The sequence below is a fragment of the Candidatus Edwardsbacteria bacterium genome, from assembly GCA_031082425.1.
GTDB lineage: Bacteria > Edwardsbacteria > AC1 > AC1 > EtOH8 > UBA2226.
Window position 1 is genome coordinate 226,370 of record JAVHLB010000005.1, and the last position, 25,767, is coordinate 252,136.

A 25,767-nucleotide genomic window follows, 5' to 3' on the forward strand; every position below is an offset into this window, starting at 1 on the left:
TCATTTTACTTTCAAAAGAAATTCTTTCATCCCGATAAAGATGGCCCTGGCGATCCTCTCCTGGAAAACTTCGTCCAATAAAAGGGCTTCCTCGCGGGGGACGATGATGAAAGCCGGCTCCACCAGGATGGAGGGAAATTCGGTGGCCCGGCACAGCACCAGGTTGCCGTAGAACAGCCCGTGGTCGTTAAGCGGAAGCGTCTTCTGAAACTGACGGTGGACCGTCTCGGCCAGCCCCCGGCTGTAAGGCTGGTAGTAATAGGTGGAATATCCGCTGTTCAACAGCGGATTGGCTCCGTCCGGCGAGGCGTTGTTGTGGATGCTGATCAAAATATCCGCCTTCCAGCCAGCCGCCCGGCTGGGGCGCTGGTAGATGCCGGCCCCCTCAGACCCCTCCCGGGTGTAGAGAACCGAGGCCCCCTCCTTCTTCAGCATCCGGCCCAGCCGCTGGCTGATCTGCCAGTTGATGTCCTTCTCCAAAGTTCTCAAGGGGCCCACTGCGCCGTTGTCCGGGGAGTGCCCGGGATCCAGGGCTATTTTTAAATTTTTGAATGGGAGTTTATGGTTGATGGCCGGCGGGGCCTTTAAAGACAGCACCAGGTTGTTGTTCTGATAGGCAGTGCTATAGCCCCACAATTTGCCGGCCAGAGACACCTCCAGCTCCACCGTCCGGCTGTCAACCTGCCTCCAGCGGATATCGTTGACAAAACCGTCGGCCGGATCGTAGCGCACCCAGTCCATGTCGGCCCGGACATCGTAAAGCACCATCTTCAGACTCCGTCCATCGGCTCCGGGAAAGACCTGATGGACCGAAGGCCGTGACAGCAAGATGCTCAGTAGGCTGCCGCGGGGTTCCCTGGCTGTCTTGACCAAAGCCAGCTTGGCGGCAGGGAATATTTTCCCCGCCGGAAACAGTTCCAACGAGTTCTGTTTGACCCAGGCCTCCTTGGCCTCCGAAAGCTTCAGCCGGTAATACTGATCGTGGATCCCGCTTATCTGCAGGATCGTTCCCCGGGGCAGGAACATCTCATAGCCCAGGTCCGGGGCGGTCTTGAGCACCGCAAGGGAATCCTTCACTTTGGCAAAGACCTGGCGGGCATCGTCCCAATTGCTGAGAATTGGCCCGGTGGAATCAATTACGGAATTTCCTTCCCGGTCAACCAGGTAAAAATATATTCGCCGGCTTTCCCAGCCCTCATCTCCCCTTATCAGACAGGATCCGCCGTAGATGCCGGGCACCACCGCGGTGTCGGCGATGGATGAATCGGAAAAGGCCAGGACCTTGTCATCGGCCTCGGTGGCGGCATTCTGTTCCAGCATCGGGATACCTATGTTCCGGCCCACCGAGAAGCTGGCCTTGCCGCCGGGTGTCCCCTGGAATGAGACATAAAGACGATCTCCTGCCGGCAGGCTCAATCTGTAATTGGGGTTGATCGAGCCGTGCAGGATGCACAGGCTGTCAGGCCGGATGTTCTTTTTGCCCGCAGCCACCTTCACCTTGCGATCCAGGGTGGCGATGCCCGAGGCATCCAAAGCCGACAGCTGGATGATGAATTCTCCCGGATCGAACGGGATGTAGGCCAGAAAGGCCCCTGTCTTGTAGACCTCCACCTTGCGGCCGTTGACCGAAAGCTGGCTGCCGGGAGTTACCGATCCCATTATGAACGACCAGGAGACCGGCCCGATATCGGCTCCCTCCGGAGGATAGACCAGGTCTATTTGGGGGGCCGATCGGGCCGTCCCCGCGGCGATAAGCAGGATAACGACAAGGCTGATTTTTCTCATTACTCTATAAACACCTTAGCGATTAATTTTAAGGCCCATTTGGCAAACTTGGCCAGGGCAAAGAACCAGTGGTTGGAAGCCTGGTTGGCATTCAACGAGCGGATATTTACCACGGCTTTTTCAATCTGGGCAATACTGCAATCTGCCTGCATCGGCCTGGCTGATCCCTGCCGGGGATCCAAATTAAGGTATTTCAGCAGTTTCTCCGCCGGGACCTGGTTCCGGCGGGCGATCTGCTTCAGGGTCAGCGTGGTGTCGATCTCAACGGGCCGGAAAGATGCCCCAGATATCCGGGCAGCTGGCGCCCCAAGGGACATGATCAGCAGGCACAGCCCCAGCCGGGGTGATGTCGAAATCCTTTTAAAAGATGCGGCAAAGATATTTTTAACTAGATGATACATGTTTTATTATATTCCCGGAGCGATAATAGATCAATAGGATTTACTGCTTCTTGATCACGTACTCGGCCGCGGCCTTCCCGGCCGCATATCCCGAGCTCCAGGACCACTGGAGGTTGTAGCCGCCGGTATCCCCGTCCACATCCAGCACTTCCCCGCAGAAGAACAGCCCGGGAGCCTTTTTGGACATCAACGTTCCCGGGAAAACCTGCCGGCAGTCCACCCCGCCGGCCGTGACCTGGGCCTCCTGGAAAGGCCGCGGGCCATTTATCTGAACCGGCCAGCGGCAGAGATTTTCCAGCAGCACCGGCAATTGTTCATCCGATATCTCCCGGCATGACGCATCGAGGTTCAATTTGCTTTGGATCATCATGACCAGTCCCAGCTTCTCCGGCAGCAGTCCGGTCAAAAAATCCCTGGTCAGACGGGAAGCCAGTTTTTCCCTTCTGGCCCTCAGTTGGGTGATGACCTCTGTTTGATTGGTATAGGGCAGGAAATTGAGCCGGCACTCAAGTCCCGGACCTTTCATCATTCGGCTGGCCTTCAGGGCCAGCGGTCCGGACAGCCCGTAGTGGGTGAACAATCCTTCATCGACGATCTCAAAAACTGTCTGGCCGCCCCGGCTGATGGTCAGCCTGAGGTCCATCCTCAATCCCTGGAGCTTATGGAACCAGTTCCCGGCCAGCATCAGCGGCACCAGGGCCGGCTCCGGGGCGACGATGGCATGGTTAAGTTTCGATGCCATCTCGTAGCCCTGCCCGGTGGAGCCGAACTGCGGACTGGCCGCCCCGCCGCAGGCCAGGATCACCGCAGCGGATCCATGCCCAGGCCCCCTTTGGCGGACCTCCCAGCCGGAGGAAACCCTCCCCAGGGCCACGATCTCGGACCGCAGGTTGACCTCCACCCCCAGCCGTTCCATCTCCTGCTCCAGGCAGAACAGCACCGCGGAAGCCTCGTTGCTGCGGGGGAAATACCTCCCCCGGCTGTCGGCATAAAACGACAGTCCCAGGCCCTCGAAAAATTCCAGAGTGTTCTTCACTTTGAAATTATCAAGGATGCCGCCGGCCAGTTGCAGGTGGCCGCCGTGAAAGTTATCCAAGGAGATGTTCTGATTGGCAAAGTTACAGCGCCCGTTGCCGGTGGCTAAAAGTTTGCGGCCCAAGGAGCCGTTCTTCTCCCAGAGCCGCACCCGGCCGCCTTTCCCGGCGGCGATGATGGCCGCCATCATCCCGGCCGGCCCGCCGCCGATAATATCGATATATCTGTTCACCGTCTCATCCCGTTTTGGATTTCCCCTGTTCAGCGGCCCTGGCGGCCAGCCAGTCCACCCATTCCGCCATGCCCTGCCCGGTGGCGGCCGACAGTTTGAAGATGGGAGCCTCCCGGTTTATCCTCCGGACGTCGGCCCGGGCCTTCTCTAGATCGAAGTTCACCGCTTCCAGCAGGTCAATCTTGGAAAAAATCACCGCCCCGGCCTCGGAGAAGATCAGGGGATATTTGGCCGGCTTGTCGTCGCCCTCCGGCACCGAGAGCACCACCACCTTAAAAGCCTCGCCCAGGTCGAATTCGGCCGGACAGACCAGGTTGCCCACGTTCTCCACCGCCAGGATATCCGTCTTATCAAGCTGAAAATCCTGAAAGGCCCGGTGCACCATCCCGGCATCCAGGTGGCAGCCGCCCTCGGTGTTTATCTGCACCACCGGAATGCCCAGGGCCGCCAGCCGCCGGGCGTCGTAGTCGCCGGTGATATCGCCCTCGATCACCGCAAACCCCAGTCTGCCCTTCAGACCGGAGATGGTCTTCTCCAGCAGGGTGGTCTTGCCGGCCCCGGGCGAGGCGATGAAATTAAGCGCCAGGATGCCGTGTTTTTGGAACACTGCCCGGTTCTCATCCGCCCGGTGGCGGTTCTGGTCCAGGATATTTTTCAGGATCTTGATCTCGGTCATATGCGGTGAATTCAATTATCGATTTCGATGCTGTCGATGAACATCTCCCGGCCGTCGATTATCTGGCCGCTTAAGATGCCGCATCGGGGGCAGGTGAGGTCCAGCTGGTCCGATTGGTACTCGGCCCCGCAGTCCCGGCAGCGGCACCTGATGGGAATCCATTGGATGTCCAGCACCGCCCCTTCGGCCCTGGTGCCGGGGACCATCATCTCAAAGTTCATCTCCACCGCCTCCGGCACGTACCCGGTCAGGCGGCCGATCTTCAGGTTGATCTTCCTTATCCGCAGGGCGCCGGCCTCCTGGGCCTTGGACAGGGCGATCTTGACCAGGCTCTGGGTGATGGCCAGTTCGTGCATCAGCGCATTCTTTGCCGCAGATCGCTCAGCATCCTGCCGGCCACCGGATCGTTGGGATTCTTGCGCAGCCAGTCCTGCAGGATGGAGGCCGCCTTATCGTACTTTTTCTGTTCCATGTACAGCTGATACAGCCGGCCGTAGGCCTCGGCCAGGTTGGGGTCCTGCAGCAGGGTCTGCTGGTAGTAATATTCGGCCGAGTCGTACATCCGGCCCTGCTGGAAAACGCCGCCGATCTGCATCTTGGCGTAGGGGTTGGCCGGGTCCTTATCCACCAGCTTGTGCAGCCATTCGGAGGCCTTGGCGTAGTCCCCCAGTTCGGCATAGGCCACCCCCAGCCAGTTGTAACTGGCCGGTTCGTTGGGCAGGATGTTGTAAGCCTGCTGGAACTGTTCGATGGACTTCATCATCCATTCCCGATAGCGGTCCTCCCTCTTGGCGGCCCGCTCGGCCTCGGCCTGCTTCCGCATGGCCATCCCCAGCTGCCAGTAGGCCACCGCGTAGTTGCCCAGCAGCCTTTGGGTGTTGTCATCCTTGAAGATATCGGGATCGGTGATGCCCCGGTAACGGTAGACCTGGGTGATGTTCTTCTGGGTCAGCTCCAGGTTGACCTGCTTGTTGGAGACCCCGGGCGTCACCCGGTACAGCAGGCCCTCGAACGACAGGTGCTTCTGCAGGCCGGCCAGGTTGTCATCGGAGACGGTGACCGCGAAGTAGACCGGATATTTCTCGGCATAGTTCTTATCGAACACCAGCTGGGCGAAGCTGTCGGCCGGGGCCAGTATCTGCTGGAAGGAAAGTTTCTTCCCGGCATTGGAGGCGATGATGAACCTGATGGCGATGTCGGACAGCTTGAAGATCTGTCGGTCCTCGGTGATATAGCCCCGGCCGGCCAGCTGGTCTATCTGATACTCGGAGAGGTCCAGCGGGACGCCGTGGCGGATGGCCTGCTTGAGATACCAGTCGGTGTTGGCCAGCGACAGGTTGACTATCCGGACATCCTGGCGGATGCCGTTGGTCTCCTGCATGAACCACACCGGGTAGGTGTCGTTGTCGCCGTTGGTGAACACGATGCCGCCCGGCAGGGCCGACTGCAGGATGTTGTAGCCGTAATCGTTGGGGATCCAGTTATCCGAGCGGTTCTTCTCAAAATGATACTGCTTGACATTGAACAGCGCTATCAGAATAAAGATCGCTCCCAGGGCGATGGGCGCCAGCCTGGCCCATTTGGCCGATCTCTCCTTAAGCATCTCCTTGGCGTACTGCATCAGGCGCCAGCCGCCCATCCCTATCCAGACCGCGAAGAACAGGTAGGCCGGGGCGAAGATGTAATCCCGCTCCCGGGGCTGGGGATTGGCCATGTTCAGGTAGACCACCAGCCCCAGGCTGGTGATGATGAAGGCCGGGCCGACGATGGCGAAGCTCTTGTCCCGTCGTTTGTAGACATGGAAGAACCCGGCCACCACCCCCAGGGCTATCAGCATGGTCGCCATCGGACTGTTGGTGAACAGGGCCACCAGGACACCCACCAGCAGCAAAACCGCCGCGGTGATCCCGAACTTTTTCTCCTCCTTTTCGAGCAGGTGGTATACCGCCCCGAACACCCCCAACACCATGGGCAGCGAGGAAAGCCACAGGGCGGGAGCGCTGTGCAGGGCGGATACGCCGGGCCTGATTATGGGGGAGAACTGCCAGCTGAAATAGCGCAGGAACATGTGGCCGAACTGGTACATGAAATCCTCTCGCCGGGTGAAGAAATTGAACGGCTCGTACTGCTTCCTCTGCAGCACGTACATCAGGGAATCCCAGTTGCGGGGATTGCACATGTTGAGGGCCGGGTCCAGGTTGGCCCTCAGCAGCAGATAGTAATTTATGGTGATCCCGACGAATATCAGCCCGGCCGCCCAGCCCAGGAATTTCCAGTCCACCAGGGCCCGCCAGTCCACCAGCAGGATGAACAGGAATATCGGCCCGGCCGCCAGCAAGGTGGACATGTGCCCGGCGATGCCCAGGGTGAACAGGTAGACGATCAGCAGCAACATCTTGCGGTTGCCCACTCTCCCGATCTGGTCCCGCCACCGCAGGGCCAGCCACACCGTCATGGACATCATGAACATGGCGATGCCGTAGACCTCGGTCTCTATGGAATTGTCCCACCAGGTGGGACAGAAAGCCAGGAACAGGGCGGCCGATGCGCCGGCCAGGTGGATTATCACCTCATCCAGCCGGTCCTTGGGCTGGCCCTTCCAGACCACGATCAGTTTGACGGTCAGCAGGTAGACGATGGCGATGGTCAGGGCCGAGAACAGCGGCGACAGCAGATTCACCCGGAAGGCTATCTCCTTGAAGAACGGCAGCAGCATAATGGTCACCCGGCCCACGATGGCGTACAGCGGATAGCCCGGCGGATGCGGAATGCCCAGGATCTGGGAGACGGTGATAAACTCCCCGCAGTCCCAGAAGGAGGCGGTGGGGGCCATGGTCCTCAGGTAGACTATGAAGGCGGTCAAAAATATCCCCAGCCCGATCCACAGCCTGGTCTTGGTTTCCTTGATCATCTAATTCTCCTTGCTATTTATGTCACCTGGTGTGTTTTCTTTTATCTCGCCCGGGCCGGCCTTGGTGTGCAAGGCCCGGTTGAGTTTTTCCCTCAGTTCCTGGATATTTTTCAGTTCGACCAGCTTACCGTAACGGGCGATGGAGATGGACTGCTTCTCCTCCGAGACCACCACCGCCACGGCGTCGGTCTCCTCGGAAAGGCCCACCGCCGCCCGGTGCCGCATTCCGTGCTCCCCGGAGAAATTTTGGTCCTTGGTGATGGGCAGGGTGCAGCCGGCGGCCACCACCGTCTCCCCCCGGATGATCACCGCCCCGTCGTGCAGCGGTCCGTCGGGCACGAATAGGGAGACCAGCAGCTGCTCGGTGAGGTGGGCGTTCAGCTCCACCCCGGTGGCGGTGTAGTTCTTCAAACCGTCGTTCTTCTCCAGCACGATGATGGCCCCATAGCCCCTGACCAGCAGGGCCTGGCAGACCTTGATCACTTCCTCGATGGCCCGCACCTCGCCCTTGAGAAAGATCCCCAGAAAGCGGTTGCGCCCCAGCTGGGTCATGGCGTTGCGGATCTCCGGCTGGAACAGTATCACGAAGGCCACCACCCACACCGTCTTCAGGCTGGATATCACCCAGCTGGTGCCGGGCAATTGGTACAGCTGGGCCACTATGGCGATGGCTACCAGCACCAGCAGGCCGAACATGATCTGGACCGCCCGGGTGCCCTTCATCAGGTGGAAGATCCGGTAGATGATATAGGCCACCAGGATGATGTCCAGGATGTCCAGCGGCCGCACCGTCAGGAAGGACAGCACCCCGGGGAGGTGGAATGTGGGAAAGAGTTTATCCATTAAAATATTCTTTTATAAATAAGATGTTTTTAGACCTCACCCGTCCCCTCCTTGATCAAGGAGAGCCTGCACTGAGCGATGCAGATTATTTCAGATCATCGAAGTGGGATCAAGGTGTGGTTATGGCCCGCGCCACCCGCAGCGCCTGTTTGGTCTCGGCCACGTCGTGACAGCGGATGATGGCCGCCCCGTTCTGCACCGCCAGTACGGCCGCCGCCAGGCTGCCCGGCAGACGCTCTGTGGCCGGGATATCGTTGTTCAATTTTCCGATGAAAGATTTCCGGGAAACTCCGACAAGGATGGGACATTCCATATCTTTGAAGTATGCCAGATCCTTTATCAGGCTCAGATTGTGCTCCACCGTCTTGCCAAATCCGATGCCGGGATCTATGGCGATGGCCGATCTCTCCACTCCGGCATCCAGGGCTATCTGAATCGAACTCTTTAGATATGATCTTATCTCGCCCAGCAGGTCGCCATACTGCGGGTCCTGCTGCATATCCTCCGGCGTGCCCTTGATGTGCATCAGCACCAGGCCGGTTTTAAACTCCGCTGACAAGCTGGCCATCACTGAATCAAACCGCAGCCCTGAAATGTCGTTGACCATGGAGGCCCCGGCCTCCAGCGCTTTTCGAGCCACCTGCGATTTGTAGGTATCTATCGAGATGGGGACGTCGGTTTTTTTTGCCAGCGCTTCGATGACCGGCACCACCCGATCGATCTCCTCTGGGGCCGAGACCTTGGCCGCCCCCGGCCGGGTGGACTCGCCGCCGATGTCGATGATGTCGGCCCCCTGCTCCGCCATCTCCATGGCCCGGGCCAGAGCCTTGTCAACCGAATTGAACCTGCCGCCGTCGGAAAAGGAATCCGGGGTCAGGTTGAGAATGCCCATCACCAGGGTTTTATGACTGGTGTCGAGTTTATATTTGCCGCACTGCCAAAACATACTATGCTTTTATCTCCCCTCTATCTCAAGAGGGGCCGGGGGCGTGTCACCTCACTACAACCATTTTTGCCGTCGCACTCCGTCCTTCTGACTCTAACCGAATAAGATACACCCCGCTGGAAACCTTGCGGTTACTGGCATCACAGGTGTTCCACTGTGAGCTGTAAACTCCGGAACTTTTGAACGCGTTTGCCAGTGTCCGCACTTCCTGCCCCAGCAGGTTGAAAATCTTTAAACTTACCACCCCCGATCGGGGAACTTGGTATCTGACGATATTTCCGGCGGTCTTCAACTTTAAACTTTCAACTTTAAGCATATCGCTGCCCGGCTTCCCCTCCACCCCGCTATACTTTGGGATGAAGGTCCCGTAAATGTCGCCCCCGGCAAAATTTGTATCCACTCTTGTGGCACTTGCCAGGTACTGGCCGTCAACATATGCCACGCCGCCCAATGGGATTTTACCGCCCAATGTGTCAAAAATCGAAAACGCGGTACCAAGCGGAGCGCTCGAAGCATTGAAGAACCTTCCCATCACCTGTACCCGCCAGGATGCCATATCGGACATTTTTATCCAGGCAATCAAATAGTTTGCGCCGTCGAAGGCCACCGAAGGACCTGTTGCCCCCTCGGTAGAATCGCAGACCGTGAACCTGTCCTGGATTGCTCCCGAAGTGGTCACAAAACGCCCCAGAATGTTCCACCCGCTGCTATCAATGGTATTGGCTTGCTCATGGAAAGCCACCAGATACCTGGAACCATCAAAAGCCATTGATAACGGGTTATCGCTTGCATATTGGCCACCATCTATTAAAATATTAGCACCAACTAATGTCCCCGACGGGCTTACAAACTGGCCGAAGATATCGTTATCAACATCGGGGTGCGCACACTCACACCATGCCACCAGATAATTTATACCGTCAAAGGCGATGGCATGTTCACGCGCATAATTACTGCTGATTTGTATCGGACTGCCTATCAGATTCCCCGATCTGTTTATGCGCTGCCCGTATAGATAATCTATATGATTGCCGCCCTTTAAATAAGTCAGGAGATAAGTCGTATCATTAAAAGCCAGCCCTCCGCGCCCTTTCCCGAATTTTATATTTACGCTGCTGGCAATGGTAAAGGTCGTCCCCACCAAGCTCCCCGAAGTGCTTATGAACTGACCGTATATATTGCCCGTGCCGTTGGTATCTCCGCCGGCGAACATGGGAAAACTGTCGGTCCAGGCGATAAGATAATTTATTCCGTCAAACGCCACCAATGGTCCGCTGCCGGTTTGGCCGATGGAAATTCTGGGGCCGTAGAGATTGCCGTCTGACGAAAGAAACTGGGCGGTTATATTGTATTGGTTTATCGAATCACCAACTATCGCGAATAAAAAGTTTGTCCCGTCAAAGGCGCCCCCGCCGCCAAAGGTGTTGTCATCGCCGGTAGCAATGGGAAATTCGGTGAATTTCTGCTGGGCCATGGCAGTTGCCGCCGTGAAACAACATACGATCGATATCATCAGCATGGTGGACATTTTTTTGGGCATGGTTCTCCTTTGTTTGTTAATCCCGAATATTTATCTGCCATATGGCAAATACTACAGGAAATAGATTTAAAAAAGACACGGATTTTATTCACAACCATTCAACCACAAAATGCACAAAAGACACAAAGGGATTCAAATCATAATTTAATTTGGGGTTTTTGAACCTATGGGGAAAATATTTATGTGAATTTTATGCTTGATGTGGTTAACAGGAAGTCTTACCGGCCCTTGATCAGCGACAGCGCCTCCAGCCGGGTGGACTCCCGCTTCATCCCGCCCCGGATGGCTGAGGTGACCACGGAAGACCCGGGCTTCTTGACCCCCCGCATGGTCAGGCACAGGTGCTCGGCCTCCACCACCACCAACACCCCCAGCGGTTTCAGCTTCTTCATCAGCAGATCGGCGATGTCGGCGGCCAGCCGCTCCTGCAGCTGCAGCCTTTTGGCCATGGCCTCCACCACCTTCACCAGGCTGGAGAATCCGGTGATCTTGTTGCGGCGGGGGATATAGGCGATGTGTACCTTGCCGAAGAACGGCAGCAGGTGGTGCTCGCACAGCGAATGGAAGGTGATGTCCTTGACCAGGATCATCTCGTCCTCGTTCTTGGCGGTATACACCTTCAACTGGTCGATGGGGTCGTCGGCCATGCCGGACAGGATCTCCTGGTACATCCGGGCCACCCGGCAGGGGGTCTCTTTAAGCCCCTCGCGCTGCGGATCCTCGCCCACCGCCAACAGTAATTGATGAACAGCCTTTTCAATTGCCGGGCCGTCGATGCCGCCTGCCTTCTTAGGACTGGACCTTGGGGGCTTCATTGTTTTTCTTTTCATCGTTCTTTTCCGTTTTGGGCGGCAGCTGCTCGCCCTTGATTATCATCTCCACCTCCTCGCCGTCCAGGCATTCCCGCTCCAGCAGGGCCTGCGACAGGGCGTGGAGTTTTTCGACATTATCCTTTAACAGGGCCTTGGCTTTTTTATTGGCCCCCTCCACCAGCGACCTGATCTCGGAGTCGATCAGCTCCGAGGTCTGCTCGGAGTAATTCTTGATGTGCCCGTAGTCCCGGCCCAGAAAGACCTCCTCGTCCTTCTGGCCGAAGGTCAGCGGGCCCAGCTTGTCGCTCATGCCCCACTCGCAGACCATCTTGCGGGCCAGATTGGTGGCCTTCTCCAGGTCGTTGCCCGATCCGGTGGACAGCTCGTCGAACACCAGCTGTTCGGCCGCCCTTCCCCCCAGCATGGTGGTTATCTGGTTGATGCACCAGGTGCGGGAGTAGTTGTGCTTCTCGTCTATGGGCAGGGAGACCGTGACCCCCAGGGCCCGGCCCCGGGGGATGATGGTCACCTTGTGGATGGGATCGGTGCCGGGTATCAGCCGGCTGACCAGGGTGTGCCCGGCCTCGTGATAGGAGGTCATCTTCTTCTCATCCTCGGAGATCACCATGCTGCGGCGCTCGGCGCCCATCATCACCTTGTCCTTGGCCTCCTCGAAATCTATCATGAACACCTTGTCGCGGTTCCGGCGGGCGGCCAGCAGGGCGGCCTCGTTGACCATGTTGGCGATATCGGCCCCGGAAAAGCCCGGGGTGCTGCGGGCCAGCACTTTCAGGTTGACGTCCTCGGACAGCGGCTTGTTCTTGGTGTGGACCTTGAGGATGCCCTCCCGGCCCACCACATCCGGCCGGTCCACCACTATCACCCGGTCGAACCTCCCCGGCCGCAACAGGGCCGGGTCCAGCACATCGGGACGGTTGGTGGCGGCCACGATGATCACCCCCTCGTTCCCGGCAAAACCATCCATCTCCACCAGCAGGGCGTTCAGGGTCTGCTCCCGCTCGTCATGCCCGCCCCCGATCCCGGCCCCCCGGTGGCGGCCCACCGCGTCGATCTCGTCGATGAAGATGATGCAGGGGGCGCTGCGCTTGCCCTGTTCGAACAGGTCCCGCACCCGGGCCGCCCCCACCCCCACGAACATCTCCACGAAGTCCGAGCCGGAGATGGAGAAGAACGGCACCCCGGCCTCACCGGCCACCGCCTTGGCCAGCAGGGTCTTGCCGGTCCCTGGAGGGCCCAGCAGCAGGGCCCCTTTCGGGATCTTGCCGCCCAGCTTGGTGAATTTTTTGGGCTCCTTCAGGAAGCCGATTATCTCCTGCAGATCGTCCTTGGCCTCGTCGGCCCCGGCCACATCGCTGAAGGTTATCTTGATGCGGTCCTCGGAAAGCAGTTTGGCCTTGCTCTTGCCGAAGGAGAAGACCCCCTTCTGGCCGCCCTGCATCTGGCGCATGAAGACGAACCACAGCACCCCGATGACGATCAGGAATCCCCAGTTCATCAGAAATGACAGGATGGGGCTGGGCGCGGTGTTCTCGGCCTTGATCTGGATGCCCCGGCTCTCCAGTTCGGCGATCAGCCCGGGATCCTCGATGGGCAGGTAGGTCTTGAACTTGGGATACTCGCTGCGGATGGACCTCTCCACCTTGACCTTGGGGGTCTTGAATTTTCCCTTGACCTCCCGGTCGTAAAAGGTGACCTGGGTTATGTTCCCGGCGTTGATCTCCTCGCGGAACTGGGAGTAGATGATATCCATCTGCTTCTCCCGGCCGCCGGAGAACAGCTGGTACAGGGTGATCCCCAGCATGAAGATGATCACCCAGAACAGCAGGGTGCTGGTGCCGCTCCTCCAGTTGGGGGCCGGCGGCAGCTTGTTCATCCGTTTGTTCCTGTTTGGTTTGACGGGATTGGCCATCTATTCCTCCTCGACCCAGCTTACATATGGCAGGTTACGGTATTGCTGAGCATGGTCCAGGCCGTAACCGATGACGAACTTGTCGGGTATGGTGAACCCGACGTATTTTAAAATGCCCGGCTCCTTCTGGCGCCGCTCCTTCTTGTCCAGCAGGGCGCAGATCACCAGGCTGGCGGGATCCCTGGTCTTGAGGTTGTCGATCAGATAGGACAGGGTGATCCCGCTGTCCACGATGTCCTCCACCAGGATGACGTCGCGCCCCTTGATGTTGGTGTTCAGATCCTGCAGCAGGCGCACCACCCCGCTGGAGTTTTTTTGGCTGCCGTAGCTGGCCACCGAGATGAAATCCACCTCCAGGGGGATGGTGACGGCCCTTATCAGGTCGGCCAGAAAGACGAAAGAGCCCCGAAGGACACCCACCAACACCGGGTTTTTATCGGGGTAATCCCGTGAGATCTCCCGCCCCAGCTCGAGGATCCTTTGCTGGATCTGCTCCCGGGAGATGAGGATATTTTTTGCCCCGTTGCGGATCATGATACAAATTCCAGCTTCAGGATGTTTTTGGTCTCCCGGTTTACCGGCGCATGGTTGGAGCGTTTCAATCCGGCCAGCCAGATTATCTGGTCCCCGCACCTGATCACCGGCCAGAGATCGCGTTTGGCCCGGGGCACTTTGGCCTCTATGAAGATCTCCTTGGTCTTCTTCCTGTGCGACGACCCGAAGGGAACCATGGCGTCTCCCGGCCGGCGCTTCCCCACCGTGAGATCAATCTCTTTCAGCCTGTCCCAGTCGTAATAGGCGGTATCGGCGCTTCGGGTCAGGATCTTTCCCCAGGCATGGGATCCGATGATTTTCGAAATGATCAGATGCCGGTTGAAGATCGTTTTTCCCGGTACCGCCAGCTTTTTAACGGCTGCGTCATTTTTAACCACGGCCTTGGTCGGAGGGATGACGATCTCGGCGGTCTTATATCCGGTGATGCACCAGATTCCCGGCAATACCTCCCACCGGCTGCCCACTCGGCCGGCCATCAGATGAATGCAATTCTCGACAGCTTCAAAGCTGGGGGCAACCCCTTGCCGGGCAAGATGTAGAACCGCCAGCCTCAAAACATTCCGTTGTAAACCTTTATTATAACTATTAAACAATGATAAGTCAATATTAATTTTGGCCTTATGGATTTTGGCCGTCTGCCTGAAAGCCTGCTCAGCCAATTGGTCGACCAGTTCCAGATCGGACCCCGCGGACTCGGCCAGATGGGATAATGATTGGGCTATCTGCGGGTTGTATTCTTTCAACTGCGGGATCAGGGTCAGGCGGATCTTGTTGCGGGAATATTCCGGGCTTTTATTGCTGCTGTCCTCCCGCCACTCGATCTTGTTGACCCGAAGATATTCCAGGATCTCCTCCCGGCCGATGCCCAGCATGGGCCGGATGAATTTTCCGTTGGCCGCCGGGATCCCTTTGAGTCCGGTCAGGCCGGAGCCCCGGATGATGTGCATCAGCACCGTCTCGGCCTGGTCGTTGAGGTTGTGGCCGGTGGCGATCTTTTGGCAGTCGTACCTATCAGCAGTTTTTATAAGGAATTCCCGCCTTAGTTCCCGTGCCGCGGTCTCGATGGAAAGCTTATGTCTCTTGGCGTATCCGGCCACATCGCGCTGGGCGGAGAAGAGCTTGACTCCCTCTTTTTTGGCCAGGACCTTGACGAATGCCTCGTCCTTATCAGACTCCGCACCCCTCAGGCGATGGTTTAAATGCCCGGCCAATAAAGTGATCTTCAGATCTTCCCGCAGGTCCAGCAAAGCATGCAGCAAAAAGACCGAATCCGGCCCGCCGGAAAGGGCCACCAGTACCCTTTCCCTGGGCTTTATCAGCCGGCGGGAAACGATGAACTCCCGCATTTTATTTACCAGTAAATTCTTATGCATTTGCCATGAATGATAACATATAAGACCTGTTCTGGCAAGGATAAATGAAAACAAAATACCCGGCCTGGGAGCCAAGCCGGGATGCAAGCATCTTTTTAAGCTAAAGTTTATAATGATCCCTGATCATCTGGGCCGCTTTTAACGGAGATAACCTGGTATTGTCGAGTTTCAAACTATTTCCATAGGGCATCGGCGTGAATAGGTCCCATTGCCTCAGGACTAACTTCAATTTAGCGGTGGACTTGATCTTCCCATGTTTCCGGCGGGAGGCCGCCCCCACTCTTTTGAACAGCTCTTCCCTGCCGCAATAAAGCTGAACGAATCGGACCCGCCCGCCGTTCTTGGCAACCACCCGTATGGTCTGCTTGACGAATTTATCATCCTGCGGATGATCATAGCAATAAGTAAATATCATGCCTTTAAGGCTGTATTTACAGGCTGTTTCGAATATCTTGAATCGCATTGCCGTGGCTGTTTCGGCAAAAGCCGGGGTGCCGAAATCGAAGATCGGAGCAATGGAATCGAAGGTCAGGTGATTGTGAAATATCTTATAGCCCGTCAACTTTGCCAGTTTTTTGGCGACGGTCAACTTCCCCGATGCCGGCGGTCCGTAGATGAATATCAGGTCCATTTATTTGCCTTCATTTTTATCAACCTATTGGATGATCCCTTAAATACTGGAGGGACATGGCGCACCATGTCCCTAAAATGCAGATCATGAATTGATACCCGAAAAATAAGTATCTTGGTGCCTGGGTGGTTTGCGTTCCAATAAATTTAAAACCACTTCAGCAGGTAGGCCATCAGTATCACCCCCAGCAGGGCGATGATGTTCAGCTTGAAGGTAAAGCCCAAGGTCAAGGTCATCACCAACAGATTGATGGTCACCGGCGGGTTCACCCCCGGGGTCACCGCCTTGGTGAAAAAGTCGTGCACCACGCCGCTGGGCAGCAGATATCCCACCAGGTCGCCCAGGGCGCTGCCCAACAACGCCCCGCCCAGCAGTATCAGCAGAAAGAAACCCACCCCTCTTCTCTTTAAGGCCATAATTCACCCCTCTCCTTCAAAGGCCGACGATATCGGCCTTCCTGCCGCAATTTTGGCAGTTCTTATTCTTTATTCCGGTTATCGCCGTCCGGTATCCCCGGCGTTCTATCAGCACCTTACCGCACTGGGGACAGAGGGTATCCTCTTTCCCCGGCAGGCTGACGTTTCCCAGATAGACGTATTTGAGATCGGCCAAAGCCCGATCGTAGAATCTTATCAGCGTGCTTTCCGGCGTGGGCTCTATCTTGGTCTTATACTGCGGAAAGCATCGCGATAGATGCAGGGGGACCAGCGGATCCACGCTTTTCACGAAATTTACCAGGTCGTCAAAATTCTGGTCGGAATCATTGAGTCCCGGAATGACCAGGTTTGTCAGCTCGATGTGACATCCTCCGTGCGCCGTCATGATGGTATCGAGCACGGTTTGCAGATCGCCCCGGCAGGTCTTTTTGTAGAAGCCGGCATCCATCGACTTAAGATCGATGTTCATGGCGTCTATCAGGGGCAGCAACTCCTCCAGCGGTTCCCGGTTGACCGTTCCGTTGGTCACCAGCACGTTGACCAGACCCTTTTCATGCGCCAGCCGGCAGGCATCCAGCAGGTATTCGAACCAGATGAACGGCTCGGTATAGGTATAGGCAAGGCCGATGGAATTAGACTTGGCAGCCAGATCCACCAGCTTTTGCGGTTCGACATATTCTGTCGGCACCTCCTGCTGGGAGATCTCCCAATTCTGGCAGAACTGGCAGTCCAGGTTGCAGCCGTTGGGTCCGGTGGAAAGTATCTGTTTTCCCGGATGAAAATGAAACAGCGGTTTTTTCTCGATGGGATCCATAGCCAGCGCCACCACTTGGCCGTAACTTAAGGCCTCCAGGATCCCGTCCGAATTTCGCCTGACCCGGCATAGCCCGGCCTTCCCCGGCGCTATCCGGCACAGGTGGGGGCACAGCAGACACTGCACAACATCGCCACCGGTCTTTTTATAATACTTTGCTTCCATTTTTATATTCCCGCCGTAACGTGGGTGGAGCCGGCAAAATGCTAAAGTCTAATATCCTGAAAACCTTTGTGATCTTTGTGCCCTTGGTGGTTTAAACCTTGGGATGGGGTCACTTTTTCTTTTTCCCGGCCGGCTTTTTCTCCTCCAGCATAAGCAGGCCCTCCCAGCGGGGGTCCATGGATCGCTTGCCGCACCGGCATTCCCCGTTGTTGAGATCCTTTCCGCAGGTCGGGCAGATGCCCCGGCAGTCCTCCGAGCAGAGCGGCTTCATGGGCAGGGCCAGTACCATGGCCTCCCTGAGGTCGGGCCACAGGTCGATCTCGTTGCCCCTGTAGGCTATCACGTTCAGGTCGTCGGAAGTAAGCTCCGCCTCCTTCCCCACCAGCGCATCCTCTAATTTTCCGGTGCGGTAGAAAAGCTCCAGGGGCTGGCTGACGGAGCACCGGAAATCGTTCAGGCAGCGGGAACATTCCTGGAGAGCGGTGAAAGTCAAAGCCCCCTTGACCCTCAGGGTGCTGCCGCACTTCTCGATGACCAGGTCGCCCGAAAGATCGGCGAACTCCGGAGGGTCTCCGATGCTCCCCTTTCTCTCCACCCGGTAGGGATTGAACCCCTCCCGTAATTCCTTGACCCTGATCTTCACTTGGTGCCCATTAGATTATATCGCCTTGATGATTGATCGCATGAGTTTAAAAATGGATTCCCTCTCGGGTCGGTTGAGTGCAGTAACCTGGATTTCCGCCAGAGTTTTGCTGAATGTAATGAAACGCGTGAATGACAAGTGGGTGAAAATCTTTGCGTCTTGGTGCCTTTGTGGCAAGGATAACCCGGGGGACTATTTCTGCTGCTTCTTATCCAGGGCCCATTGGTAAGCCTCGTCCCGCATGTTGTTCCGGTAGCCGGGATCCTGGAAGGAATATTTGAAATTGGTGTGCACGTCGTAGCGCCGTTCGATGATGGCCACCACGTCCTCGGTGAAAACCAGTTCCTCGTCGGTGGGAATGACGAACAGCTTGACCCGGGAGCTGTCGGACGAGATCACAAACTCGTGATTGCGGTTTTTGGCCGTGGTGTTCCTCTCCTGGTCCAGCACGATCCCCATCTCGTCCAGTCCGGAGACCGCCTGGGCCCTGAGCCGCGGCCCCATCTCCCCCACCCCGCCGGTGAAGACGATGGCATCCAGATGCCCCAGCGCGGCATAGTAGGATCCGATGTACTTGCGCAATTTGTAGGCCTCGATCTCGAAGGCCAGTTTGGCCCGTTCGTCGCCCTCGTCCATGGCCTTCTCGATGTCCCGGCGGTCGATGTATTTCCCGGAGATGCCCAGCACCCCGCTTTTCTTGAGGTAGATGGACTCCACCTCCCGGGTGGTCAGCTTCTCCTTGTTGCAGATGAAGGGCATCAGGCCGGGGTCCACGTCGCCGCTGCGGGTGCCCATCACCAGGCCCTCCATGGTGGTCAGGCCCAGGCTGGTGTCGTAGGAACAGCCGTTCCGGATGGCGGCCAGGCTGACCCCGTTGCCGATGTGGCAGGTGATCAGATTGACCTCGAAGGGGCTCTTACCCAGCATCACCGCCGCCCGGCGGGCCACGTAGAGATGGGAGGTGCCGTGGAACCCGTAGCGCCGGACCCCGTACTTCTCGTACCACTCGTACGGCACCGGGTAGATATATGATGTCTTGGGCATGGTCTGGTGGAAGGCGGTGTCCATCACCGCCACATGGGGGATGGTGGGCATCAAAGCCTGGGCGGCCCGGATGCCCAGCACATTGGGGGGGTTGTGCAGCGGGGCCAGTGCGGACAGGTCCTCGAAGGTTTTTATCACCTCCTCGTTGATCAGGGTGGATTTGGCGAATTTCTCGCCGCCGTGCACCACCCGGTGGCCCACCGCGGTGATCTCCTTGATGTCGGAGATGACCGGATGGTTCTCGTGCAGCAGGGTGTCCAGTATCAGCTGGATGGCCACTTCGTGATTGGGGCAGGATCTCTCCGCTTTGTGGGGCTCCCGATGGGGCACCTCGTGGATGATGAAGGAGCTCTCGGTGGACACCCTCTCCACCAGGCCCTTGGCCATGATCTCTTTCTGGCTATAGTTGTAAAGCTGGTACTTGACCGACGAGCTCCCGCAATTGAGCGACAGCACTATGATGTCGTTGGACACTGGTACACCTCATGAAATATATTTAAAGGTTTTTGTTAACAAAAAAAGATCCGGGCCGCGACAGCCATGGCAATTCCGGCCTGCAAGATAATAATGCCTGCTTATAAGGTCAGATTTTATTCATGGCTTAATACCAAGCCGTTGAACCTCTGAAACCTTTTCAACTTTTAAACCTCCTGACAGCAGTCATCCTCTTTGTCAGTTCATCTCCTGGCGAACGGCATGCTGTAGATCCTTTTGATCCGGCGGTGGATCCTTACCATGGCGCTTTCCCGGAAGAAGAAATGCACCTCGCGTTTGGCCGATTCCGGCGAATCGGAGGCATGGACGCAGTTGAAGCGGGTGGCCGTGGCATAGTCATGGCGAATGGTGCCGAAGGCGGCCTCATCCGGGTTGGTGCTGCCCACCAGCTGGCGCAGATTGGTTATGGCGTTCTCCCTTTCCAGCACGCACAACACGCTGGGATCCGAGGTCATGAACTTCACCAGGGCCTTGTAGAAGTTTTTTTTGCGGTGCATCCGGTAGAAACCCTTGGCCTGGGACTCGGTCATCTTGATCATCTTCATGGCTATGATCTGGAATCCGTCCAGCTCCACCCGGTGCAGTATCTCTCCGATCAGCCCCCGCTCCACCGCATCGGGCTTGATGATCATCAGGGTCCGCTCCGGCGGCCCTTTGGGATGCTGCTGCCCGGTCATTTTTTTGCTTCCTTTCCCAGCTGGAACCCTATCTCCAGAGCTTTCTTATTCTTTTCCTCGGTTCCCTTGGGAATGCGGGAAAGCAAAGATTTCTCCAAAGCCTCCCGGCTGACCACCCCGGTGATCTGGGCGATGGCCGCCAGGGCGATGACGTTGGCGATGATCTCCAGCCCCACCTCCTCGCGGGCCTTCAGGCTCAGGGGCAGGCTGATCACTCCGGGCTTGTCGGCATTCTTGACGTACCAGGAATCCACGATGGCCACGGCGTCGGGGTTGAGGTCGCTGCTGTATTTATCCCAGGCCTCCTGGGTCATGGCCAGCAGGATGTCGATGGCGGTGGCCTTGGGGTAGAATATCTGCTTGTCGGAGATTATCACCTCGGCCTTGCTGGCCCCGCCCCTGGCCTCCGGGCCGTAGCTCTGGGACTGGACCACGTTCTTGCCGTCGTGCACCCCGGCCGCCTCGGCCAGGATGATCCCGGCGGTTATCATCCCCTGGCCGCCGGACCCGGATAATCTGATCTCGTATCTTTCTTTCATCTATCCTATCCTCGTATTAGATCACAGTTGTGGCAATTCACGCGTCCGACGTAGTTTGTCAGAAGGAACGCAGTTGGATGAACTGCCCTTACATTGATTGGGGCCCGGTCCCCGTACCCTTACCCTCTGATCCCTGGCATCTGTTCCCTGTTCCCTACTTCCCCTGGGCCTTGTGTATGATCCGGTCGTAGATCTCGGTGTAGGGAACGGTCTCCTGATCGTGGAAGATCCCGGTGATGATCTTGCCGGCCGTCTGCTCCACCGGAAGTTTTTCGGCGGCCTTGATATTGATGGTATTGGCCTTCTGCCACTGCAGCATCTTGACCGCGTTGCCCTCCTTGTTCAGCCGGCCATAGAGGGTGGGACAGGGGCTGATGGCCTCCACCAGCGAAAAGCCCTTCCTGGTCAGGGCGGTCTCGATCAGCTTTTCCAGCTCCAGGGCGTTGTAGGCCACTCCCCGGGCGGTGAAGGCCGCGCCGGCCGCCTTGGCCAGGGCGCAGGGATCGAAATCCCGCTCGGCCGTGCCGTAGGGCGCGGTGGAGGCCCGCTTGCCGATGGGGGTGGTGGGCGAGTACTGCCCGCCGGTCATCCCGTAGATGTTGTTGTTCATCAGGATCACGGTCAGGTCGGCGTTGCGGCGGCAGGCATGGATGAAGTGGTTGCCGCCGATGGCCAGGGCGTCGCCGTCCCCGGTGATCACGATCACATGCAGTTTGGGGTTGTGGAGCTTGACCCCGGTGGCAAAGGCCAGGGCCCGGCCGTGGGCGGTGTGCAGGCTGTTGAAATCCACGTACACCGGCATCCGGGAGGAGCATCCGATGCCGGAGACCATCACCATCTCGTCCCGGGACCAGCCCAGCTTCTGAACCGCCCGGATGATGGCCCCCTGGACGATGCCGTGGCCGCAGCCCGGACACCAGACATGAGGGAACTTTTTGCCGGGGCGGAGCATTTCGTATGACGGGTGCATTCTCATTTCGACACCTCCGCAATGGCGTTCAGCACTTCGTTGGGGGTCAGCATCTCGCCGTCGTAGCGCTGGACAGGGACCACCCTGGTGTGGGTCTGGTTAAGGCGCTGGATCTCGCCCAGTAGCTGCCCCTGGCTGATCTCGGCCACGATCATGGTCTTGACCCGGCGCAGGACCTCTTCCAGGGCCTGGTCCGGGAAGGGCCAGATGGTGGTGGGCCTGACCAGCCCGGCTTTGATCCCTTTGGCCCGGGCCTCCCTGATGGCCTGCTGGGCGCTGCGGGCCGCCCCGCCGTAGGCGAATACCGCGATCTCGGCGTCATCCATGAATTCCTGGTCCACTTCCAGCAGCTCGGGCCGGTGGCCCTCGATCTTCTCCTTCAGGCGGTCCATCTTCCACTGGATCTCGTCGGCCCGGCCGGTGGGAAAGCCATGCGGGTCGTGGGTCAGGCCGGTGATGTTGAAGCGGTAGCCGCTGCCCATGGAGGCGTACGGCCCGCCCACGCTGCTGCCATCGCCGTAATGGGTGTATTCGGCCGGGCTGACGGTCGGCTGGGGATGGGTGTATACCGCCAGCTGGCCGGGAGCCGGCACCTCCATCTTCTCCCGCATGTGCCCGATGAATTCATCCAAAAGGAGGATCACCGGCATCCGGAATTTCTCGGCCAGGTTGAAGGCCTTGACGGTGAGCTTGAAGGATTCCTCCACCGATGAGGGGCAGAGCGCGATGGTGGGGTGGTCGCCGTGGGTGCCCCAGCGGGCCTGCATCATGTCGGCCTGGGCCCCCTTGGTGGGCAGCCCGGTGGAAGGCCCGCCCCGCTGGACGTTGACGATGACGCAGGGGATCTCGGCCATGCAGCCGTATCCCAGCAGCTCCATCATCAGCGAGAATCCCGGGCCGGAGGTGGCGGTCATGGCCTTGGCCCCGGCGGCGGCGGCCCCCAGGATGGTGCCGATGCCCGCGATCTCGTCCTCCATCTGGATGAACTTGCCGCCTTTTTTCGGCAGCATCAATGCCATGTCCTCGGCGATCTCGGTGGAGGGGGTTATGGGATAGCCCCCGAAGAAATCGCAACCGGCATAGATGGCGCCCAAGGCGCAGGCTTCGTTGCCCTGTAGTAATCTTATATCTTTGTTCATTTCTTCTTCTCCCTGGTCAGGAAGATGGCCAGGTCCGGGCATCTTATTTCACACTGCCTGCAGAAGATACAGTCGTCGGGACGGGCCACTACCGGCTTGCGGTCCTCGCCCATCTCCAGGACATTCTTGGGACAGAAAGCCACACAGATCTCGCAGGATTTGCACCAGGGCTTGTAGACATACACCGGCAGATCGTAGCCCTTTTTAAAATCCTCCTCGATGGCAAGCCTGGCCTCCATCACATCGGTATTTTTGGCCATAAGGTCTCCCAATATATTTAATGTTTTGATTTATCCGATTCACTTAACACCAAGCAATGTACCGGCTTTGCCTTTTAGGGCTTCGGCTGCCTTTTCCAGGGAAGTGATAATAACTTGTCTTCCCCCGTACTCCAAAAATTGGATGGCGGCCTCGATCTTGGGGCCCATGCTGCCGGCGGCGAAATGCCCTGCGGCCAGGTATCCCTTGGCCTCGCTCAACGTGATCTTGTCCAGATCCTTCTGGCCGGGTTTCTTGTAATTTAGCGACACTTTCCCCACCGAGGTCAGTATCAAGAGGGTCTCGGCCTGAATATCGCGGGCCAGGACCGCCGAGGCCCGGTCCTTGTCTATCACCGCATCCACCCCCTCATAGCCTCCTTCGGTCTTGGCATATACCGGCACCCCTCCGCCCCCGGCGGCGATGACGATGGTCCCGGAATGAACCAGTTGCTTGATGGTCCGGCGGTTGACTATGGAGCGGGGAATGGGGGACGGCACGAAGCGGCGGTAGCCCCGTCCGGCGTCTTCTTTGACCACCCAGCCGCGTTTAAGCAAAGCTTCAACTTCGTCCTGCTTATAATAGGAACCTATTGGTTTGGAAGGATCCAATATCGAGGGATCATCCTTATCCACCACCACCTGAGTGACCATGGTAACCACGTCACGGTCGATCTTCTCCCTTATCAGATTATTCTGAAGGGACTGCTCTATCATGTAACCCATCCCGCCCTCGGTGTCGGCCACAATGACACCCAAAGGAAGGGCCGGGATGCCGTCGGGGAAGGTGCGCTCCACCCGTAGCAGGGCATTGCCCACCTGGGGGCCGTTGCCGTGGGAAATGGCCAGGTTGTAGCCTTCCTTGACCAGTTCGGTGATGGCCTGCACCGCCTGCCTGGTATTGGAGAACTGCTGGTGAATGTCTTCCTTGCCGGTGGCGCCGATGGCATTCCCGCCCAGGGCCACCACCGCGGTTTTATTGTTTGGCATACATTTCTCTTTTTAGGAACCTATAAATTAAGTTCTTGCAGTGTGCACAGTCTTTTTATTAACCACAAAGCCCGCTAAGCACACAAAGAAATAATATAGATTCTTTGAGCCCTTGGTGCTCTCTGTGGTAAAAGTTCCGGTTTATCCTGATCTTGGTTGATATCACGGCAAAGACCCCACTCTCTGCAACAGGGGGAAATATCCCCTTGTGCAGAGTAATGAGGCCGTTGCAATGGTTAAGGTTTTTATTTTTTGATGACCTTTTTGATGGCCGCAGCCAGGTCGGGATGGGAGGTCTCCTTCAGGTCATAGCCCACCCGTACCGCCGGCTTGGGGAACTTGACCAGGCGGCGCAGGTCGATGGGCGTTCCCACCACATACATGTCGCAGGGCGTCCGGTTGATGGTGGCCTGGAGGTCGCTGATCTGCTTGGCGGAATATCCCATGGCCGGAAGCAGCACCCCGATGCCGGGATATTTCTTGAAGGTGTCGGCAATGGTGCCCACCGCATAGGGACGGGGATCTATCATCTTGGCCACCCCGTGCTTCTTGGCCGCCACCACCCCGGCACCGTATTTCATCTCTCCGTGGGTCAGGGTCGGGCCGTCTTCGATCACCAGCACCCTCTTCCCTTTAAGACTCTGGGGCTGTTCCACCGTTACCGGGGAATCGGCGTCGATCACCAGGGCCCGGGGATTGGCCGTTTTGATATTGGCTTTGACGATCTTGATGTCCTCTTTCCTGGCGCTGTCCTCCTTGTTGATGACGATGACATCGGCCCGGCGCAGGTTGACCTCGCCGGGATAGTATGACAGCTCATGTCCCGGGCGGTGGGGATCCACCACCACTATCTCCAGGTCGGACTTGTAGAACGAGAAGTCGTTGTTTCCGCCGTCCCAGACGATGACATCGGCCTCCTTCTCGGCCTGGCGCAAAATGGCCTCGTAGTCCACCCCGGCGTAGATGACATTGCCGCGCACCACGTGAGGTTCGTACTCCTCCATCTCCTCGATGGTGCATTTGTGCTTGGCCAGGTCCTGGACCGTGGCAAAGCGCTGGACCTTCTGCTTGACCAGGTCGCCGTAGGGCATGGGATGGCGGATGGCCACCACCTTCTTGCCCATGGCCATCAGGATCTCGATCACCCGGCGGGTGGTCTGGCTCTTGCCGCTGCCGGTGCGCACCGCGCAGATGGAAATAACCGGCTTGGTGGACTTGATCATGGTATCCTTGGGGCCCAGCATCATGAAATCGGCCCCGGCGGCGTTGACCACGGCCCCCTTGCCCATGACGTAGGCGTAGGGCACGTCGGAGTATGCAAATACCACCTGGTCGACCTTCAGTTTGGTGATCAGCTTGGTGAGCTCCTTCTCGTCGTAGATGGGAATGCCCTTGGGGTAAAGCTTTCCGGCCAGAGCCGCGGGATATTTGCGTCCGGCTATATCGGGGATCTGGGTGGCGGTAAAGGCCACCACTTCGTAATCCTGGTTGTTGCGGAAATAGGTATTGAAATTATGGAAATCGCGCCCGGCGGCTCCCATGATCAGGATCCTTTTTTTGGACATCTTCGGTTCTCCTGTCTATTTGATTCATTTGTTTTCGGTGAAAATAATAAAGGGCAATGCCACGCAGTAAAGTCAAAATACAGCGATGATGCAAATGCCCGAAATGTCTTTATATTCAGTCGAAGGGGTCTTCCCTAAGCCAGTCTAATATGTAATTACGCGATAACAACATACGGAATATTTCCATTTATGAAATTAGAGTTGTATTTTAACATCAATACGGGCTTATGTCAAGGATAAAAGGGCATGCCAAATTAAACCCTTGAGAAGCCAAATAATAAGGGCCGCCCCTTTGGGGCGGCCCTTGGTGGATATTAGATATTTACCTGACAATCATCAGCTTCCTGGTGGAAACAAAGTCT

Annotated in this window: 25 protein-coding genes; all 25 read right to left on the minus strand. The window is 57.5% G+C overall.

All coding sequences use genetic code 11. The features are described from left to right. The 25 genes from RDU76_07045 to RDU76_07165 all read right to left on the minus strand — a co-directional run bounded on the left by RDU76_07045 (nt 1) and on the right by RDU76_07165 (nt 25,405). On the minus strand, nt 1–1,785 hold the full coding sequence (locus RDU76_07045; GenBank protein MDQ7798682.1) for an N-acetylmuramoyl-L-alanine amidase: 1,785 nt from the start codon (nt 1,783–1,785) through the stop codon (nt 1–3). Then, nucleotides 1,785–2,186: a hypothetical protein gene (locus RDU76_07050; protein MDQ7798683.1), complete on the minus strand. Its 402-nt coding sequence runs from the start codon at nt 2,184–2,186 to the stop codon at nt 1,785–1,787. The genes RDU76_07045 and RDU76_07050 overlap by 1 nt, the downstream gene beginning before the upstream one ends. Nucleotides 2,187–2,226: 40 nt before the next feature. Next, entirely contained in the window at nt 2,227–3,453 is a 1,227-nt protein-coding gene (locus RDU76_07055) for an NAD(P)/FAD-dependent oxidoreductase (GenBank protein ID MDQ7798684.1), read from the minus strand. A 4-nt stretch (nt 3,454–3,457) separates the two neighbouring features. After that, a complete protein-coding gene (hypB, locus tag RDU76_07060) occupies nt 3,458–4,129 on the minus strand; it encodes a hydrogenase nickel incorporation protein HypB (protein MDQ7798685.1) in 672 nt (223 codons plus the stop codon). An 11-nt stretch (nt 4,130–4,140) separates the two neighbouring features. Beyond that, entirely contained in the window at nt 4,141–4,485 is a 345-nt protein-coding gene (gene hypA, locus RDU76_07065; GenBank protein ID MDQ7798686.1) for a hydrogenase maturation nickel metallochaperone HypA, read from the minus strand. Beyond that, entirely contained in the window at nt 4,485–7,040 is a 2,556-nt protein-coding gene (locus RDU76_07070; protein ID MDQ7798687.1) for a DUF2723 domain-containing protein, read from the minus strand. The genes hypA and RDU76_07070 overlap by 1 nt, the downstream gene beginning before the upstream one ends. Then, the gene (cdaA, locus tag RDU76_07075; protein ID MDQ7798688.1) at nt 7,041–7,883 is read right to left on the minus strand and encodes a diadenylate cyclase CdaA; all 843 of its coding nucleotides are present in this window, start codon (nt 7,881–7,883) and stop codon (nt 7,041–7,043) included. 109 nt (nt 7,884–7,992) lie between these two features. Continuing rightward, complete coding sequence (folP, locus tag RDU76_07080; GenBank protein MDQ7798689.1) at nt 7,993–8,829, minus strand: dihydropteroate synthase; 837 nt, start codon at nt 8,827–8,829, stop codon at nt 7,993–7,995. Between the two features lie 46 nt (nt 8,830–8,875). After that, nucleotides 8,876–10,369 carry a T9SS type A sorting domain-containing protein gene (locus tag RDU76_07085; GenBank protein MDQ7798690.1) on the minus strand — a complete coding sequence of 498 codons (1,494 nt, stop codon included), beginning with the start codon at nt 10,367–10,369 and terminating at the stop codon, nt 8,876–8,878. A gap of 218 nt (nt 10,370–10,587) precedes the next feature. Beyond that, nucleotides 10,588–11,184 (minus strand): GTP cyclohydrolase I FolE, encoded by a 597-nt coding sequence (gene folE / locus RDU76_07090; GenBank protein ID MDQ7798691.1) that lies wholly within the window; start codon nt 11,182–11,184, stop codon nt 10,588–10,590. After that, nucleotides 11,159–13,111 carry an ATP-dependent zinc metalloprotease FtsH gene (gene ftsH, locus RDU76_07095; GenBank protein ID MDQ7798692.1) on the minus strand — a complete coding sequence of 651 codons (1,953 nt, stop codon included), beginning with the start codon at nt 13,109–13,111 and terminating at the stop codon, nt 11,159–11,161. The genes folE and ftsH overlap by 26 nt, the downstream gene beginning before the upstream one ends. Then, complete coding sequence (gene hpt, locus RDU76_07100; GenBank protein MDQ7798693.1) at nt 13,112–13,645, minus strand: hypoxanthine phosphoribosyltransferase; 534 nt, start codon at nt 13,643–13,645, stop codon at nt 13,112–13,114. It abuts the gene before it with no gap. Then, nucleotides 13,642–15,039 (minus strand): tRNA lysidine(34) synthetase TilS, encoded by a 1,398-nt coding sequence (gene tilS, locus RDU76_07105; GenBank protein ID MDQ7798694.1) that lies wholly within the window; start codon nt 15,037–15,039, stop codon nt 13,642–13,644. Before tilS ends, hpt begins: the two co-directional genes overlap by 4 nt. Before the next feature lie 100 nt (nt 15,040–15,139). Beyond that, nucleotides 15,140–15,670, minus strand: coding sequence for an AAA family ATPase (locus RDU76_07110; protein ID MDQ7798695.1), 531 nt, complete (start codon nt 15,668–15,670; stop codon nt 15,140–15,142). A gap of 146 nt (nt 15,671–15,816) precedes the next feature. Beyond that, the gene (locus tag RDU76_07115; protein ID MDQ7798696.1) at nt 15,817–16,086 is read right to left on the minus strand and encodes a DUF4321 domain-containing protein; all 270 of its coding nucleotides are present in this window, start codon (nt 16,084–16,086) and stop codon (nt 15,817–15,819) included. Between the two features lie 16 nt (nt 16,087–16,102). Beyond that, on the minus strand, nt 16,103–17,086 hold the full coding sequence (gene amrS, locus RDU76_07120; GenBank protein MDQ7798697.1) for an AmmeMemoRadiSam system radical SAM enzyme: 984 nt from the start codon (nt 17,084–17,086) through the stop codon (nt 16,103–16,105). Nucleotides 17,087–17,195: 109 nt separating this feature from the next. Next, nucleotides 17,196–17,729, minus strand: coding sequence for a DUF177 domain-containing protein (locus RDU76_07125; protein MDQ7798698.1), 534 nt, complete (start codon nt 17,727–17,729; stop codon nt 17,196–17,198). Between the two features lie 192 nt (nt 17,730–17,921). Then, nucleotides 17,922–19,235, minus strand: a complete 1,314-nt coding sequence (locus RDU76_07130) for an acetate kinase (GenBank protein ID MDQ7798699.1) — start codon at nt 19,233–19,235, stop codon at nt 17,922–17,924. A 215-nt stretch (nt 19,236–19,450) separates the two neighbouring features. Beyond that, nucleotides 19,451–19,945, minus strand: coding sequence for a nucleoside-diphosphate kinase (ndk, locus tag RDU76_07135; GenBank protein MDQ7798700.1), 495 nt, complete (start codon nt 19,943–19,945; stop codon nt 19,451–19,453). Further along, nucleotides 19,942–20,484: a 2-oxoacid:acceptor oxidoreductase family protein gene (locus RDU76_07140; GenBank protein ID MDQ7798701.1), complete on the minus strand. Its 543-nt coding sequence runs from the start codon at nt 20,482–20,484 to the stop codon at nt 19,942–19,944. The genes ndk and RDU76_07140 overlap by 4 nt, the downstream gene beginning before the upstream one ends. 154 nt (nt 20,485–20,638) lie before the next feature. Continuing rightward, nucleotides 20,639–21,454: a 2-oxoacid:ferredoxin oxidoreductase subunit beta gene (locus tag RDU76_07145; protein ID MDQ7798702.1), complete on the minus strand. Its 816-nt coding sequence runs from the start codon at nt 21,452–21,454 to the stop codon at nt 20,639–20,641. A gap of 2 nt (nt 21,455–21,456) precedes the next feature. Then, complete coding sequence (locus RDU76_07150) at nt 21,457–22,593, minus strand: 2-oxoacid:acceptor oxidoreductase subunit alpha (GenBank protein MDQ7798703.1); 1,137 nt, start codon at nt 22,591–22,593, stop codon at nt 21,457–21,459. Further along, nucleotides 22,590–22,853, minus strand: a complete 264-nt coding sequence (locus RDU76_07155) for a 4Fe-4S binding protein (GenBank protein ID MDQ7798704.1) — start codon at nt 22,851–22,853, stop codon at nt 22,590–22,592. Before RDU76_07155 ends, RDU76_07150 begins: the two co-directional genes overlap by 4 nt. Before the next feature lie 39 nt (nt 22,854–22,892). Next, nucleotides 22,893–23,840: a carbamate kinase gene (gene arcC, locus RDU76_07160; protein ID MDQ7798705.1), complete on the minus strand. Its 948-nt coding sequence runs from the start codon at nt 23,838–23,840 to the stop codon at nt 22,893–22,895. 245 nt (nt 23,841–24,085) lie between these two features. Beyond that, nucleotides 24,086–25,405, minus strand: a complete 1,320-nt coding sequence (locus tag RDU76_07165; protein ID MDQ7798706.1) for a cyclic 2,3-diphosphoglycerate synthase — start codon at nt 25,403–25,405, stop codon at nt 24,086–24,088. Nucleotides 25,406–25,767 lie beyond the last annotated feature (362 nt).

Excerpts from the sequence above, each read along its gene's own strand:
- RDU76_07045 (MDQ7798682.1), bottom strand. The coding sequence starts at position 1,785 with ATGAGAAAAATCAGCCTTGTCGTTATCCTGCTTATCGCCGCGGGGACG.
- RDU76_07050 (MDQ7798683.1), bottom strand. The coding sequence starts at position 2,186 with ATGTATCATCTAGTTAAAAATATCTTTGCCGCATCTTTTAAAAGGATT.
- hypB (MDQ7798685.1), bottom strand. The coding sequence starts at position 4,129 with ATGACCGAGATCAAGATCCTGAAAAATATCCTGGACCAGAACCGCCAC.
- hypA (MDQ7798686.1), bottom strand. The coding sequence starts at position 4,485 with ATGCACGAACTGGCCATCACCCAGAGCCTGGTCAAGATCGCCCTGTCC.
- RDU76_07070 (MDQ7798687.1), bottom strand. The coding sequence starts at position 7,040 with ATGATCAAGGAAACCAAGACCAGGCTGTGGATCGGGCTGGGGATATTT.
- cdaA (MDQ7798688.1), bottom strand. The coding sequence starts at position 7,883 with ATGGATAAACTCTTTCCCACATTCCACCTCCCCGGGGTGCTGTCCTTC.
- folP (MDQ7798689.1), bottom strand. The coding sequence starts at position 8,829 with ATGTTTTGGCAGTGCGGCAAATATAAACTCGACACCAGTCATAAAACC.
- RDU76_07085 (MDQ7798690.1), bottom strand. The coding sequence starts at position 10,369 with ATGCCCAAAAAAATGTCCACCATGCTGATGATATCGATCGTATGTTGT.
- folE (MDQ7798691.1), bottom strand. The coding sequence starts at position 11,184 with ATGAAGCCCCCAAGGTCCAGTCCTAAGAAGGCAGGCGGCATCGACGGC.
- ftsH (MDQ7798692.1), bottom strand. The coding sequence starts at position 13,111 with ATGGCCAATCCCGTCAAACCAAACAGGAACAAACGGATGAACAAGCTG.
- hpt (MDQ7798693.1), bottom strand. The coding sequence starts at position 13,645 with ATGATCCGCAACGGGGCAAAAAATATCCTCATCTCCCGGGAGCAGATC.
- tilS (MDQ7798694.1), bottom strand. The coding sequence starts at position 15,039 with ATGCATAAGAATTTACTGGTAAATAAAATGCGGGAGTTCATCGTTTCC.
- RDU76_07110 (MDQ7798695.1), bottom strand. The coding sequence starts at position 15,670 with ATGGACCTGATATTCATCTACGGACCGCCGGCATCGGGGAAGTTGACC.
- RDU76_07115 (MDQ7798696.1), bottom strand. The coding sequence starts at position 16,086 with ATGGCCTTAAAGAGAAGAGGGGTGGGTTTCTTTCTGCTGATACTGCTG.
- amrS (MDQ7798697.1), bottom strand. The coding sequence starts at position 17,086 with ATGGAAGCAAAGTATTATAAAAAGACCGGTGGCGATGTTGTGCAGTGT.
- ndk (MDQ7798700.1), bottom strand. The coding sequence starts at position 19,945 with ATGACCGGGCAGCAGCATCCCAAAGGGCCGCCGGAGCGGACCCTGATG.
- RDU76_07140 (MDQ7798701.1), bottom strand. The coding sequence starts at position 20,484 with ATGAAAGAAAGATACGAGATCAGATTATCCGGGTCCGGCGGCCAGGGG.
- RDU76_07145 (MDQ7798702.1), bottom strand. The coding sequence starts at position 21,454 with ATGCACCCGTCATACGAAATGCTCCGCCCCGGCAAAAAGTTCCCTCAT.
- RDU76_07150 (MDQ7798703.1), bottom strand. The coding sequence starts at position 22,593 with ATGAACAAAGATATAAGATTACTACAGGGCAACGAAGCCTGCGCCTTG.
- RDU76_07155 (MDQ7798704.1), bottom strand. The coding sequence starts at position 22,853 with ATGGCCAAAAATACCGATGTGATGGAGGCCAGGCTTGCCATCGAGGAG.
- arcC (MDQ7798705.1), bottom strand. The coding sequence starts at position 23,840 with ATGCCAAACAATAAAACCGCGGTGGTGGCCCTGGGCGGGAATGCCATC.
- RDU76_07165 (MDQ7798706.1), bottom strand. The coding sequence starts at position 25,405 with ATGTCCAAAAAAAGGATCCTGATCATGGGAGCCGCCGGGCGCGATTTC.